The sequence below is a fragment of the Streptomyces sp. NPDC036764 genome (assembly GCF_055609385.1).
This window is the reverse complement of record NZ_JBVJPT010000001.1, coordinates 1,335,179-1,349,126: the sequence shown is the minus strand read 5'-3', so window position 1 is coordinate 1,349,126 and position 13,948 is coordinate 1,335,179. Positions and strand designations below refer to the sequence as shown.

General features: G+C 71.1%; 10 protein-coding genes. 4 read left to right on the top strand and 6 right to left on the bottom strand.

Features of this window, described 5'->3' with window-relative positions; translation table 11 throughout:
• The first annotated feature begins 58 nt into the window (after positions 1-58).
• From gndA to ACZ69Q_RS05840, 3 genes are all read left to right on the top strand, one after another.
• Positions 59-1,498, top strand: a complete 1,440-nt coding sequence (gndA, locus tag ACZ69Q_RS05850; RefSeq protein WP_471036916.1) for an NADP-dependent phosphogluconate dehydrogenase — start codon at positions 59-61, stop codon at positions 1,496-1,498.
• 601 nt (positions 1,499-2,099) lie between these two features.
• Positions 2,100-3,359 (top strand): alpha/beta fold hydrolase, encoded by a 1,260-nt coding sequence (locus ACZ69Q_RS05845; RefSeq protein ID WP_471040104.1) that lies wholly within the window; start codon positions 2,100-2,102, stop codon positions 3,357-3,359.
• Positions 3,356-4,945: an alpha/beta fold hydrolase gene (locus ACZ69Q_RS05840; protein ID WP_471036912.1), complete on the top strand. Its 1,590-nt coding sequence runs from the start codon at positions 3,356-3,358 to the stop codon at positions 4,943-4,945. The genes ACZ69Q_RS05845 and ACZ69Q_RS05840 overlap by 4 nt, the downstream gene beginning before the upstream one ends.
• A 100-nt stretch (positions 4,946-5,045) precedes the next feature.
• Here the strand turns inward: ACZ69Q_RS05840 and ACZ69Q_RS05835 are convergent, their stop codons facing one another.
• The 5 genes from ACZ69Q_RS05835 to ACZ69Q_RS05815 form a co-directional block, all read right to left on the bottom strand.
• Positions 5,046-5,210, bottom strand: a complete 165-nt coding sequence (locus ACZ69Q_RS05835; protein ID WP_471036908.1) for a hypothetical protein — start codon at positions 5,208-5,210, stop codon at positions 5,046-5,048.
• 681 nt (positions 5,211-5,891) lie between these two features.
• Complete coding sequence (locus ACZ69Q_RS05830) at positions 5,892-6,236, bottom strand: GNAT family N-acetyltransferase (RefSeq protein WP_471036905.1); 345 nt, start codon at positions 6,234-6,236, stop codon at positions 5,892-5,894.
• A 45-nt stretch (positions 6,237-6,281) separates the two neighbouring features.
• Entirely contained in the window at positions 6,282-6,704 is a 423-nt protein-coding gene (panD, locus tag ACZ69Q_RS05825; RefSeq protein WP_471036902.1) for an aspartate 1-decarboxylase, read from the bottom strand.
• A gap of 402 nt (positions 6,705-7,106) precedes the next feature.
• A complete protein-coding gene (locus tag ACZ69Q_RS05820) occupies positions 7,107-7,349 on the bottom strand; it encodes a DUF5302 domain-containing protein (RefSeq protein WP_471036899.1) in 243 nt (80 codons plus the stop codon).
• Positions 7,350-7,452: 103 nt separating this feature from the next.
• Positions 7,453-8,850, bottom strand: a complete 1,398-nt coding sequence (locus ACZ69Q_RS05815) for a DEAD/DEAH box helicase (protein WP_471036896.1) — start codon at positions 8,848-8,850, stop codon at positions 7,453-7,455.
• Between the two features lie 353 nt (positions 8,851-9,203).
• Here ACZ69Q_RS05815 and ACZ69Q_RS05810 point away from each other — a divergent pair, with 353 nt between their 5' ends.
• Positions 9,204-9,884 (top strand): DUF1345 domain-containing protein, encoded by a 681-nt coding sequence (locus ACZ69Q_RS05810; protein ID WP_471036893.1) that lies wholly within the window; start codon positions 9,204-9,206, stop codon positions 9,882-9,884.
• 48 nt (positions 9,885-9,932) lie between these two features.
• On the opposite strand, the gene ACZ69Q_RS05805 is transcribed toward ACZ69Q_RS05810, so the two are convergent.
• On the bottom strand, positions 9,933-13,856 hold the full coding sequence (locus ACZ69Q_RS05805; RefSeq protein WP_471036890.1) for a glycoside hydrolase family 2 TIM barrel-domain containing protein: 3,924 nt from the start codon (positions 13,854-13,856) through the stop codon (positions 9,933-9,935).
• Positions 13,857-13,948: the final 92 nt, after the last annotated feature.

Sequence of the window (13,948 nt, the reverse complement as noted above, 5' to 3'; positions counted from 1 at the left end):
CAATACTGGCGGGCATGACCGGCACCGCTGTTATATCGAGGTCACTAGGAGCCAACGCATGAGCACTTCGGCGCAGATCGGCGTCACGGGTCTCGCGGTCATGGGCCGCAACCTCGCCCGGAACTTCGCCCGCAACGGCTACACGGTCGCGGTGCACAACCGGACGCCCGCGCGCACGCGGGCGCTGGTGTCGGAGTTCGGGAGCGAGGGCGAGTTCATCGCGGCCGAGACCGCCAAGGAGTTCGTGGCGGCGCTGGAGCGCCCGCGGCGACTGGTGATCATGGTGAAGGCCGGTGAGCCGACCGACGCGGTGATCCAGGAGTTCGCGCCGCTGCTGGAGCCCGGCGACATGATCATCGACGGCGGCAACGCGCACTTCGCCGACACCCGCCGCCGTGAGCGGGACCTGCGCGAGCAGGGCATCCACTTCGTGGGCATGGGCGTCTCCGGCGGCGAGGAGGGCGCGCTGCACGGGCCGAGCATCATGCCCGGCGGCCCGAAGGAGTCGTACGACTCGCTGGGCCCGATGCTGGAGAAGATCTCCGCGAAGGCGAAGGACGGCGCGCCGTGCGTGACGCACGTCGGTCCGGACGGCGCGGGTCACTTCGTGAAGATGGTGCACAACGGCATCGAGTACGCCGACATGCAGCTCATCGGCGAGGCGTACCAGCTCCTGCGGGATGTCGCCGGGTACGAGCCCGCGCAGATCGCGGAGATCTTCCGGACCTGGAACCAGGGCCGGCTCGACTCCTACCTGATCGAGATCACGGCCGAGGTGCTGTCGCACGTGGACGCGGCGACGGGCAAGCCGTTCGTCGACGTGGTGGTCGACCAGGCCGAGCAGAAGGGCACGGGGCGGTGGACCGTGCAGATCGCGCTCGACCTGGGTGTGCCGGTGTCCGGCATCGCCGAGGCGGTCTTCGCCCGCTCCCTGTCCGGGCACGCGGCGCTGCGCGAGGCCTCGCGCGGGCTGGCCGGTCCGAAGGCGACGCCGCTCGGCGAGTCCGAGGCGGCCGCCTTCGCCGACCGGGTCGAGCAGGCGCTGTACGCGTCGAAGATCGTGTCGTACACGCAGGGCTTCCACGAGATCGACGCGGCGCGCGGCGAGTACGACTGGGACATCGACCTGGGCGCGGTCTCGGCCATCTGGCGTGGCGGCTGCATCATCCGCGCGGCCTTCCTGGACCGCATCCGCGCCGCCTACGACGCCCGCGCCGACCTGCCGAGCCTGCTGTCGGACGACACGTTCGCGCAGGAGATCGCGGCCGCGCAGGACGACTGGCGTGAGGTGCTGATCGCCGCCACCCGGCAGGGTGTGCCCACGCCGGGCTTCGCCGCGGCCCTCGCGTACTACGACGCGCTGCGCGCCGAGCGGCTGCCGGCGGCGCTCACGCAGGGGCAGCGCGACTTCTTCGGCGCGCACACCTACCGGCGCACCGACCGGGACGGCTCGTTCCACACGCTGTGGGGCGGTGACCGCTCGGAGGCATCCGCCTAGGACCTGACCCCCTCCGCCCCGTGCCCGGGTTCTCGATCCGGGCACGGGGCGGACGCGCGTCCGGGTGAGTCCGGACTGCTCCGACCGGCGCCCACGAGTGGTGGGCGCCCGTCCGCCCGCTCAGGCTGACCTACGCCGTGCCCGCCGAAGCCTGTGGTGGCGGGCGGCGCCACGCGGCGTCGTCGACGTCGGCGTGTCCGGGATGTCGGAGAAACGGGATCACATGGCGCAATGGGGCATCGCGGCGGGCTGCCTGCCGTCCGTTCACGGGAGCGGCGGGTCCGTACGAAGACGGAATCGGTACGGGTACGCACAAAGACGCGGACGGCACGCCCGCGCCGCGGTGGGGCTGGCCTTCCTGGCCGTGCTCGCCCCGACGCCGAGCGCTGCCGTGGCGGCGCCTCTGAGCGAGCCGAGGCCGGTGGCTCCCGCACGGTTCGTGCCCGGCGCCTGCCCGGACACGCCCGAGCCGATTCCGGGGCGGTGCGGGTACCTCGAAGTCCCCGAGAATCGCGCCCGGCGCGGCGGGCGGACCATCCGGCTGACCGTCGCGATCATCCCGGCCTCCTCGTCGAGGCGGGCGGCGGACCCGGTGGTGTTCATGACGGGCGGTCCCGGAGGCGATGCGATCGGGGACATCCCCTTCCTGATCGACTCGGGCGTGAACCGGAACCGCGACCTGATCGTCATGGCCCAGCGCGGCACGCTCCACTCCCGGCCGGACCTCGCCTGCCCGGAGATCGACCGCTTCTACGCCGATGCCGTGGGGCTGCGCTACGACGCGCGGTCGACCGGGCGGCTCCTGCTGCGCGCGACCAAGGAGTGCCGGCACCGCCTCACCCGCGTCACGGCCCGCGGGGTGGGGCTGAGCGCCTACAACACCACGGAGAACGCGGCGGACTTCGCCGACCTGCGCAGGGCGCTGCGCATCGACCGGTGGAACGTCTACGGGTACTCGTACGGCACCGACCTGGCCCTGACCTATCTGCGCCGGCACCCCCAGGGCGTTCGCTCGGTCGCGATCGACTCGGTCGTGCCTCCGCAGATCGTCAGCCTGCCGTGGACGTGGGACAGCGCCCGTGAGGGGATCGACACGATCTTCGCGGCGTGCGCGGCACAGCCGCGCTGCGAGAGCCGCTACCCGAACCTGCGGCGCGTGCTGGCGGAACAGGTCCGGCGGCTGGAGGCACGGCCCCTGACGCTGATGGCGCAGCCGCCGGCGGGCGGACCCTCGGTGAAGGTCGTCCTCGACGGGGGCGCGCTGGTCAACCTGCTGGTCGCCAACGCCGTCCCTGCCGTCGACGTCCCCGCGGCGCTCGACGAGCTCGCCCACGGAAATCCGACCCGCTTCGCACGGGCCCGGGCCGCCGGTGCCACGCCCGTCATCGGCGAGTTCGCGCACGGCCTGACGCAGTCGGTGGCGTGCAGCGAGTGGGTGCCGGGCTACTCGCCGGCCGACCTGCTGCGGGCGGGGCGCCGGGCCTTCCCCGGATTCCCGGACACGGTCCTGGCGCAAGCACCGCAGCTTCCCTTCGAGTACGACGTCTGCCGCGCCTGGAGCGTCCCGGACCGCACCGCCGTCCAGCGGGTGACGACCGTCAGCACGGTGCCGGCGCTCGTGCTCTCCGGCACCTTCGACGCGAAGACCGGGGCGCGCTGGGGCGCGTACGCGGCCCGCACGCTGCCCCGGTCGACCACCGTGCGGATTCCCGGAATCGGCCACTGGGTGGTCCCGCAGTCGCCCTGCGCGCAGAACGTCCTGGCCTCCTTCCTCGCCCGTCCGACCGCACCCGACACCCGCTGTGTGTCGGGACTCTCGCCGAAGCCGTTCACCATCACGCCCACCCCGGAGACCGCATGATGTCCGTCCGTCAGCCCCACCACCGGCGCACCGCGCGACGGCTTTCGGCCACCCTCGCCGGAGCCACCGCCGGTCTCCTTCTCGCCGGCCTCACCGCGGCGCCCGCCCATGCCGAGAACGGCCCCCGACCGCCTCTCGGCACGGTCGCCCGCACGGTCGGCAACGCCCGCTTCGTGCCGGGTCCCTGCCCGAGGACCGCGGATCCGATTCCCGCTCTCGAAGGGGCCCGCTGCGGCACGCTCACCGTGCCCGAGAAGCATGACCGGCCCAAGGGACGAAAGATCACCCTCGGCGTCGCGATCGTGGCGGCGGTGACCAGACGGGCGGCCGACCCGATCGTGTGGTTCGCCGGCGGACCGGGCGACGACGCGGTCTCCGAGGCCCAACTGGCGATCGACGGCGGCCTGAACCGGGACCGGGACGTCGTCTTCATGTCCCAGCGCGGAACCTACTCGGCCGATCCCGAGCTGACCTGCCCGAACATCGACGAGTTCAACGCCGACTCCCTCGGCCTCGTCTACGGCGCGCCCTCCACCGGGCGCCTGCACGTCCGGGCGACGCGGAACTGCCGCGCACATCTGAAGCGCCACGGGGCCGCCCTCAGCGCCTACAACACCGGTGAGAGCGCCGCCGACTACGCCGCCCTGCGCGTCGCGCTGGGCATCAGGCAGTGGAACGTGTTCGGCATCTCCTACGGCACCGACCTGGCCCTCACCTACATGCGCAAGTTTCCGCAGGGCGTCCGCTCGGTCGGCATCGACGGCGTCCTCCCGCCGTCCCTCGCCGGGGCGAGCCTGACCTGGAGTGCCGCACGCCAGGGCTTCGACGGCCTGTTCAAGGCGTGCGCCCAGCAGCGCTCCTGCAACCGGCGCTACCCGCACCTGTCGGACACCTTCGAGCGCCTCGTCCGTCAGCTCGAGGTCCGGCCGATCACCACGACCGTGACGGTCCCGGGCCGCCCGGCGCCGGTGAAGGTCGTGCTGGACGGCGGAGTCCTGGTGAACTGGCTGACCTCCGCCACCCACCTGGCGGCCGGAGTACCCCGCTCCATCGACGAGCTGGCCCACGGCGACCCGCAGCGCATCGCCGAGCAGTGGGCCGGAGGAAAACTCAGCCCCCAGGCCATCGGCAGACTCGCCCACGGCCTCGCCTACGGCGTCTTCTGCTCCGAGTGGACCCCCTTCGAGAGCGAGGCCGACGTGATCCGGGCAGGACGGCGCGCCTTCCCGTCGTTCCCCCGCTCGGTCCTGGCCAACGCACCGCAGCTCCCCTTCCTTCACGCGGACTGCCGTGCCTGGAGCGTCCCCCCGGCCCCGCACTCGATCAGGAACGTGACGCGCAGCAGCATCCCGACGCTCGTCATGTCGGCGGGGTTCGACGCCCAGACCGGGGCGAGCAACGGCGCCTACGTCGCCCGCACACTGAGCCGGTCGACGGTCGTCACGGTTCCCTACGTCGCCCATGTCGCGTTCGCCGAATCGCCCTGCGCGCGCTCGATCGCCGTCTCCTTCTTCGACTCTCCGACGGCGCCGAACAAGTCGTGCCTGGCGGGGCTCCAGCCGCCTCGGTTCGAGATCGCGCCGTAGGACGGTCGGGGAGGTTCGCCGGGCGGGTTCGCGCGCGGGCTGTCTGCGCCCAGGGGGCGCGGGGGTGCGCGGGGAGCTGATCACGCGGCTCCCCGCGCTCCTAGGCGCGTGCGGTGGGTGGCGATTTCTCGTCGTCCGCCGCGCGGGCCCGCAGCAGCCGCTCCAGGAGCCGGTCTCGCTCGGGGATCATCCGGTCGTCCGTGGTGTAGTTGCGGTGGCCGTTGATCGGCGGGAACACCGGGTGCCGCTCCGATCGCAGCGCCATCACGCCCCGGGCGCCCTGCCAGTCCTCGGCGTCGTCGGGCCACTGCCGGTCGACGCAGGTGATGCCGACCCGTCCGCCGAGCGGGTCCGTGTCCCGCCAGACGTTGGTCCAGGCGCCGAGCTTGGCGCGGGCGCCGCAGGGTGCCAGCCGGCGGATGGAGTCGTCGCAGACGAATCCGGGTACTGGCGGCTGAAGTACATGCCCACCGGGGTTTCGTGATGAGAAAATCTCACCCTCCGTGCACGGCGGGCTCAGGTGAGCGGAGGCCCGGGCTCGGGGTTCGGCACCGGCTCCGGTCCCGGCGGGATCGGCGACGGCGAAGGGTCCGGGGGCTGCGGCGTGGGCGGGGGACCGGGGGTCGGGGGCGGGCCCGGTGGGGGTGGGCCTGGTGGGGGCGGCTCGGGAGCCGGTGAAGGCTCAGGGGGTGGAACCGGGTGCGGCTCCGGGTGCGGCGGCTCGGGGCCCGGGGTCGGTCCCGGATGGACCGGGTCCGGATACGGGTTGGTCATGGCGTCCTCCAGCCACTGCGTGACATCGGCTCTGGACTACTCCCCCGCGTACCCGACGGCCGAGCCACCAGTCACTCACCCGCGTCACTGACGGCGCCCGAGTGGGCCCGTCAGGACCAGTGTCGCCCCGGACGCCCCGCCCCTGAACCGCCCTTCCCCGAACCGCCTCGCGTCAGAACCGCTCGGGGTGCGCCCGCAGCCAGTCCTTGGCCGCCTCCAGAAGCGCCGGGTCGGCGGCCGGGGCCTCGTCCGGGTGGCGTTCGGCCCACTTCACGACGTACGGGCACAGCGGCGCCACGACGATTCCCTCGCGCGCCGCGATGCCGTACAGCTCACGTGCCAGGGAACCCGCGATGCCCTTCCCCTCGTGGGCCGGTTCCACGATGGTGTGGACGGGGACGAGGGCGCGTGCCGGGGACTCGAGGACGAAGTACTCGATGTGGCCGGTGACTTCGTCGCCCTTCAGGGCCTCCAGGCGGCCCGCCGCACGGTCGTCGCGGATCTCGATGTCGCTCATGGCACGCTCCCTGGTCCGTCTTCCCTGTGAGGCCGAGTAGGGCGGTCAGGCCACCGGCACGGCCTGCGGGCTGCGCTCCTGGTCGGAGCCCGGCACCGGCTCGGACGGGTCGGCGCCCAGGGCCACGATCCGGTTGGCGCCGTCCACGTGCACGACCCGCGGCTCGAACCCCCGCGCCTCGGCGTCCGTCATCTGAGCGTAGCTGATGATGATCACGAGGTCGCCGGGGTGGACGAGGTGGGCGGCGGCCCCGTTGATCCCGACGACCCCCGACCCGCGCTCGCCCTCGATGACGTAGGTCTCCAGACGGGCACCGTTGGTGATGTCGACGATGTGGACGAGCTCGCCGGGCAGCAGGTCGGCGGCGTCGAGCAGATCCGCGTCGATGGTCACCGATCCCACGTAGTGCAGGTCGGCCTGGGTGACCGTGGCTCGATGGATCTTGGACTTGAAGAGAGTACGCAGCATTGGGGCGCTCCTGGTGATCGGCTCCCTGCCTGCTCTCGCAGGTCAAGGGCGGTTTTTCACCCTACATCGGCTGACTTCGCGCTGATTTGCCGCCTGCTGTTCAGGCATCAATGCTGACCGATTACTGAATTTCCTGATCCTGTGCCAGACGGACGTGGAGACGTACCGGGGCACTGTTCAGGTCAACAGGCGGGACCAGGCTACGGAACGACGCTCCGGACCGCACTGAGAGCCCCGTCACGGAGCATGCCGCGACAAAGGGCACGAACGCGACCCCGACCGCCGGCTACACCTCGCCCGCAACGCGCACACGGACATGCGCACGTTGCGGGCCACGACACCGGGCGCGCGTGGACAGCGCGCAGAGTGCCGGTCAGCGGCCGGACCGCGGGACCGATCGACTCAGCCGCCGCTCTTACGCCGGAACGACCGCTGGCTCGCAGCCGGGCCGTGCGCCGCACGCACCTTCGACGCATCCGGGCTGGCGGCAGCATCGGCCGCGTCCGCCTGCGCGCCGCGCTTGCGCGCCAGGGCTTGACGGAACTTGCGCTTGAGGTCGTAGTTGCCGTCGCTGTCCGGCGCCAGAGGGGACGTCTCGGGGACAGCCGACTCCGAACCTTCCGTAGTTTCGGGCTCTGCGGTCATGGTGACCTCCTGGGTTCGAAAGTGGGCCAGCACAGCTTGTCATGCCGGGCGCGGTGTCGGGCGCCGGCAACATCCTGCTGCTCCGTTTCGACCTCTATCCCACTCAACGGCCGCCGCCGCGACGCACGAGGGCGGCCTTGCGGGCCTCGGCGAGCTTGCGGGCCTCGCCGGCCTTTCGGGACTTGCCGCCGGCGCCGCGGGAGGTGTCCTTGCTGGTGCCGAGGCCGCGGAAGGGAGCGTTGCTGTTCTTGGGTCGGGGGACGGCGGGCCCGCCGTCGAGCGGCGTGCCTGAGGGAGCCTTGGCGCCGGTGATCCGGCTCAGCTCCGCCTCGCCCGAGCGCACCTTGGTGACGGTCGCCTCGATGCCGGCCCCGGCCATCATTCGGCTCGTCTCGCGGCGCTGGCCCGCCAGCACGAGCGTGACGACGCTGCCGGACTCACCGGCGCGGGCGGTGCGGCCGGCCCGATGCACGTAGTCCTTGGGGTCGGTGGGCGGGTCGACGTTGACCACGAGATCGAGGTCGTCGATGTGCAGGCCGCGGGCCGCGACATTGGTCGCCACCAGAACGGTGATCTGGCCGTTCTTGAACTGCGCCAGGGTCCGTGTGCGCTGTGGCTGGGACTTGCCGCTGTGCAGGGCCCCGGCGTGCACCCCGCTGGCCCGCAGATGCCGGGTGAGCTGGTCGACGGCGTGCTTGGTGTCGAGGAACAGCAGTACGCGGCCGTCGCGGGCGGCGATCTCCGTGGTGACGGCGTAGCGGTCAGGGCCGTGGACGACAAGAACGTGGTGCTCCATCGTCGAGACGGTGCCCGCGGACGGGTCGACCGAGTGGACGACGGGGTCGTGGAGGTAGCGGCGGACGAGCTCATCGACGTCGCGATCCAGAGTGGCCGAGAAGAGCATCCGCTGGCCGTCGGGGTGCACCTGGTCGAGCGCGTCGGCAACCTGCGGCAGAAATCCCAGGTCGCACATCTGGTCGGCCTCGTCCAGCACGGTGATCCTTACCCGTCCCAGGCGGCAGGCGTTGCGCTCGATCAGGTCGTGCAGGCGTCCGGGGGTGGCGACGACCACCTCGGCTCCCTGGCGCAGCGCGGCGACCTGCCGGCCGATCGATATGCCGCCGACGACCGTGGCCATCCGCAGCCGCAATGCCTCGGCGTACGGCGCCAGCGCCTGAACGACCTGTTGGGCCAGCTCCCGGGTGGGCACGAGGATCAGAGCGAGGGGCTGCTTCGGTTCGGCGCGCCGCCCGGCCGTACGTGTCAGCAGCGGCAGGCCGAAGGCGAGCGTCTTGCCCGATCCGGTGCGCCCGCGCCCCAGGACGTCGCGCCCCTGCAGGGCATCCGGCAGTGTGGCGGCCTGGATCGGAAAGGGTTCGCGCACCCCGAGTCCGCTCAGTGTCCGCAGCACCTCCACCGGCAGTTCCAGGTCGGCGAAGGAGACGGCCGGGGGCAGCGCCGGACCGCCGTGAGCGATGCCGGAGTCGTCGGGATGCTTCATGAACAGCCTTCCGCAGGGGGACGTACCGAGGAAGGCCCGGCAGGATTGAACAGCCCACGCACCAGCGGAACCGAACAGGCAGAATCGCCCACCGCGACGACCACGCAAACGCGTGACACTAGCACAAGGCACAACATCGCGCCGTGGTACCGATCGCCCCGCCACCACGCTTGCCTGCAAAAGGGGCTCGCGCACGGCGAATTGTGACCGCCTGAGGCAGCATCGCAAGCGGCCGGAGTTGTGATCCCCGTCTGCGCGTGAGCGGCTGAAAACCGGCGCCGGACCACTAAGCTACGGCTTCGCCCGAACAGGGTGAGATCGGTATGAAAGCCGCGATCCAGAGGAGCTCGTCGGTGCATTCCTGGCTCTCCGAACGCCGTCGAGCGGGAGTGAGCTCCCTCGTCGCGGTCGGCGTGGCAGTGGTCCTGGTCGTCGTGGCCGCGCTCGACTTCGATCTGCCGGCGTTCTCCGGCGCGGACGGGGGCGTGCTGGTGTTGTTCGCCTATCTGTTCACGTATCTCGTTCTCACGGTGCCCGCCTTCTCGACCGCCTCCGAGGAGCGGATCCGCAACTGGGCCGAGCGCAGCGACCGGGGCACGGTGCTGCAGCGATATGTGCTCGGGACCGCGCCCGGCCCCGGAGTGTCCCTGTTCATCGCGGCGGGCGCGCTCGTGGTGGCCGTCGTGTGGCGCCCCGGGCATCTCGGCTCGCGGTTCCCCGTGGAGCCCCGGGTGCTGACGGCGCTCGCTCTCGTCGTCATGGCCTGGATCTGTGTGTGCGTGTCCTTCGCGGTCACCTTCCAGGCCGACAACCTGCTGGAGAACGAACAGGGCCTGGATTTCCCGGGCGATCAGTCCGCCGCCTGGGCCGACTACGTCTATTTCGCCCTGTCGGTCATGACGACGTTCGGCACCACGGACGTATCGGTGACCTCCCGGGAGATGCGGCGCACGGTGGGGGCCAACTCCGCCATCGCGTTCGTCTTCAACACCGTGACGGTTGCGAGCCTGGTGGGTGCCCTGGACACCCGCTGACCGGGGTCCGGCCACACACCGGGACCCCGGTCACGTCGGTCGCGTCCGTCACTCCACGGCCGTCGGCCTGCGCGAGGCCGACATCGCCTCGGCCACGTCGGTCAGCGGCCGCAGCCGGTAGGTGTAGGAGTAGTCGCGGCTCGGGAACAGCTTGTACCGGTCGTGGGTGTGGGCACCCCAGCTATTGTCGCCGCCCAGGCCCATCTGCCGGTGGTTCACGCGCAGGACCACCTCGTCGCGCGGGGTGAGCTGGTACTCGTGGCGCACGCCGGACGACAGGTCCTCAGGGGTGAAGTGCGAGGCGTTGACCTCCAGCAGGGGCTCCCCGGAGACGAGGAGGCCGCTGCCCGAGGCGTCGGTCAGGGCGATCCAGCGGATGCCGGTCTTGTTGCCGTTCTCCTGGGGCCGGATGTAGGGGGTCCACTGCTCGGAGACCTTGCCGGAGTACACGCCCACGTCGGTGCCGTCGTTGCGGTCGACGTAGTTCTCCTCGGGCCCGCGGCCGTAGTAGCGCAGCCGCTCGAAACGTCCGGGCAGGAACAGCAGCGTGCCGACCTCCGGGATGTAGGGCAGGGAAGCGGCGCCCGGGTGGAGGGTGTTGTCGACCTTGATCTCGCCGTTGCCGAACACCGTGTAGGTGGTGGTGTACGTCGACTCGACGGTCGTCGGCAGGGTGCCGGCGACCTTGATCTCGACGGCCTTGTCGCCCAGGGGGCGCGTCTTGACCTCCGTCACGGTGCGGTCGGTGCCCGCGTCGCGCCAGGTCTGGTTGCGGGTGTGCTGGCCGTTGCCGCGGTCGTTCTCGGTGGGCGCCCGCCAGAAGTTCGGCACCGGGCCCGAGGTGAGGAGCCGGGTGCCCCGGGCCTCGTAGGAGGTGATGATTCCGGTGCTCTTGTCGACGGTGACGGAGAAGTCCTTGCCCTTGACCGTGACGGCCTTGTCCGCGTCGGTGTGCTTCAGCACGGGCACGCTCGCAAGGGGCGCGGGCGTCACTGCCGGGACGTCGGCGACGAGGGGCAGTTGCTGCTTGGCCACCTCGAAGCCGGCCTTCGCCCACGGGGTGGATTCCTTGGTGGTGAAGGACAGTTGGAGGAAGTACTCGGTGCCCGGCGCCGGGTCGTCCGGCAGGCGGACCGGGACCGTGATGTCCTTGCCGCTCAGCGGCGGGACGTCGAGCTGGGCGCGGCTCAGCTTCCCGCGCCGCACCACCTGACCGTCGGCGACCAGCTCCCAACAGCCGTCGAACTCACGGAGGTTGGTGAACAGGTACTCGTTGGTGAGGGTGATCGCCGAACCCGGGGTCAATGCGTCACCCGAGGCGGGGGCCGCGTGGACGGCCTGGTAGATCCGTTTGATCTCGGCCGCCTTGCCGGTGTGGCGGCGGTCGGCGGTGACGATGCCGTCGGCGTTGGAGGTGCCGTCGTTGGGGTTGTCGCCCCAGTCGCCGCCGTAGGGGAAGAAGGTCTTCTGGCGGGGCCGCTTCTCGGTGAGGCCGACGGTGGCCGCGTCGAACCAGAACCGTACGCCGTCGTCGCCGGGTCCGCGGCCGTCGGAGCCGAGTTCGGCGGCGCTCAGCGCACGCGCGTACACGCGTGCCCGGCGGATGGTGCCGCTGAACTCACGGGTGGAGTTGTCCACGTCCGTGGCCAGAGCGAGGGGCGCGGTGCTGGTCGCGGGCCTGCGCGTGGTGGTCCGGGTGGCCTTCACCACGCCGTCCACGTACAGGGTCAGCGTGCCTGCGTCCGCGTCGAAGACACCGGCGATGTGGTGCTCGCTGCCGGTCCAGTCGGCCGGGAGCGCCCAGCTCGCGGTGATCCACTGGCCACCGCCGTAGATGAAGAACTCCAGGTTCCGGTCCGTCTGCTTGAGCGCGTACTGGGTGTCGCCCTTGGCGAGGATGGGCTGGTGGTAGCCGGTGTAGTGCGGGGTGATCCAGGCTTCCAGGGTGAGGGAGCCGGTGAGGTCGAGGCGTGCGTCACGGGGGAACACGGTGGCGCCGGAGACGCCCTTGGCGCGGTCGAAGGTGCCGCTGGCGGTGAGGATCTCGCCGCGCAGTCCGCCGGGCCCGGACTCGGTGAGGATCTTGCGCACCGGCACGGGCCAGTTCAGCGACTGGTCGACGAAGTCCCAGATCCAGCCGCCCTGGAGGACGTCGTAGCGGCGGACGATGTCCCAGTACTCCTTGAAGTTGCCGTTCGAGTTCCCCATCGCGTGCGCGTACTCGATCATCACGTACGGCCGGGTGTCGGCGGTGTCCTTCGCGCGCTGCTCGACGCGGGAGGGGCTGTCGTACATCTCGGAGCGGATGTCGCTGATCGCCGGCCGGTCGTCGCCCTCGTACTGGATCACGCGCGTGGTGTCGTAGGACTTGATCCAGTCGTGCATGGCGACGAAGGTGCTGCCGCCGCCCGCTTCGTTGCCGAGCGACCAGATGACCACCGAGGCGTGGTTCTTGTCGCGGTGGACCATGGCCTGGGCGCGGGCGACGCACGCCTTGGTCCAGTCGGCGTGGTTGCCGGGGTACTCGCCGCGGATGCCGTGGGTCTCGAGGTTGGTCTCGTCGACGAGATAGAGGCCGTACTCGTCCGCGAGTTCGTACCACAGCGGGTTGTTGGGGTAGTGCGAGGTGCGGACGGAGTTCATGTTCATCCGCTTGATGATCTCGATGTCCTTGACCATGTGGTCGCGGGTGAGCGCCATGCCGCTGTCGGGGTGCATCTCGTGCCGGTTGGTGCCGCGGAACGAGACGGGCTTGCCGTTGATCCGCATCAGGCCGTCCTCGATCGCGAACTCGCGCAGGCCGACGCGGTGCGAGAGGGTCTCGATCACCTTGCCGGCCGGATCGCGCAGCCGCAGCACGGCGGTGTAGAGGTTCGGGTGCTCGGCGGACCACAACCGGGGCGCGGGCACGGCTCTGCTCGCGCGGACGGTCACGTCCTCTCCTGCGGGCGCGGAGGTGAGGTCGACGGGTTGCTGGAGCGGTCTGGGCCAGACGGCGTGGCCGCGCTGGTCGTACAACTGCGTCTCGACGGAATAACCGTCCTCGCCCTGGCCCTCGTACGCGCGCACGCTCGCGGTCACGGCCAGTTCGGCCGCCGTGTAGTCGTCACTGAGCGGGGTGTCCAATTTGAAGTCGCGCAGATGGACGGCCGGTGTGGAGTAGAGGTGGACCGAACGGAAGATCCCGCTCAGCCGGATCATGTCCTGGTCCTCCAGCCAGTCCCCGTCGGAGAAGCGGTACACCTCCACGGCGATCTGGTTGGTGCCGGGGCGCAGGTGCTCGGTGATGTCGTACTCGGCGGGAGTGAAGGAGTCCTCGGCGTACCCGACCAACTCCCCGTTGATCCACACGTAGTGCGCGGACTTGACGCCCTCGAAGTGCAGGAAGGTCCGCCGTCCCGCCCAGCCGCGCGGCACGGTGAAGGTGCGCCGGTACTGCCCCACCGGGTTGAAGCGGGTCGGCGCGGCCGGGGGTTGCGCCTCCTCGCCGAGGCCGTTGGGACCCCACCAGGGGTAGGTGATGTTGACGAAGATCGGCCGGTCGTAGCCGTGCATCTGCCACACGGAGGGGACGGGGATGGTGTCCCAGTCGCTGTCGTCGACGTCGGTGCGGTGGAAGTCGGCGTCCCGGTCGTCGGGCCGGTCGGCGTAGGCGAACTTCCATCTGCCGTCGAGGCTCAGGCGGTACGGCGAGCGGGTGCGGTCGGCGTCCAGCGCCTGTGCGACGTCGGCGTACGGCATGAGCGTGGTGTGCGGCGGCTGGGTGCCGATCCGGAAGAGGTCGATGTGGCCGTTCCACTCCGGGGTGCCGGCCGCCGTTGGCGTCCCGTCGGCCGCGTGCACCGTGGCGGAGGACCCGGAGACGGCGAGCGCGCCTAGCAGGGCGGCTCCTCCCTCCAGCAGACGGCGGCGGCTGACCGGCACGCCCGGCGAGCGGGACGGGCCGGCAGGGGACGCGGGAGAGAGCGGCATCGACAATGGCCTTCCTCGGGACGACAGTGCGGCGCTGCACGGCTTGAGGGAGCGTCAGATCATGTGCGGTGCTGTTCGGAAACCCAACGCAC

Coding starts and splice junctions, on each gene's coding strand:
- ACZ69Q_RS05805 (WP_471036890.1), bottom strand. CDS start 13,856: ATGCCGCTCTCTCCCGCGTCCCCTGCCGGCCCGTCCCGCTCGCCGGGC.
- ACZ69Q_RS05815 (WP_471036896.1), bottom strand. CDS start 8,850: ATGAAGCATCCCGACGACTCCGGCATCGCTCACGGCGGTCCGGCGCTG.
- ACZ69Q_RS05835 (WP_471036908.1), bottom strand. CDS start 5,210: ATGGCGCTGCGATCGGAGCGGCACCCGGTGTTCCCGCCGATCAACGGC.
- ACZ69Q_RS05820 (WP_471036899.1), bottom strand. CDS start 7,349: ATGACCGCAGAGCCCGAAACTACGGAAGGTTCGGAGTCGGCTGTCCCC.
- gndA (WP_471036916.1), top strand. CDS start 59: ATGAGCACTTCGGCGCAGATCGGCGTCACGGGTCTCGCGGTCATGGGC.
- ACZ69Q_RS05840 (WP_471036912.1), top strand. CDS start 3,356: ATGATGTCCGTCCGTCAGCCCCACCACCGGCGCACCGCGCGACGGCTT.
- ACZ69Q_RS05830 (WP_471036905.1), bottom strand. CDS start 6,236: ATGAGCGACATCGAGATCCGCGACGACCGTGCGGCGGGCCGCCTGGAG.
- panD (WP_471036902.1), bottom strand. CDS start 6,704: ATGCTGCGTACTCTCTTCAAGTCCAAGATCCATCGAGCCACGGTCACC.
- ACZ69Q_RS05845 (WP_471040104.1), top strand. CDS start 2,100: ATGACGGGCGGTCCCGGAGGCGATGCGATCGGGGACATCCCCTTCCTG.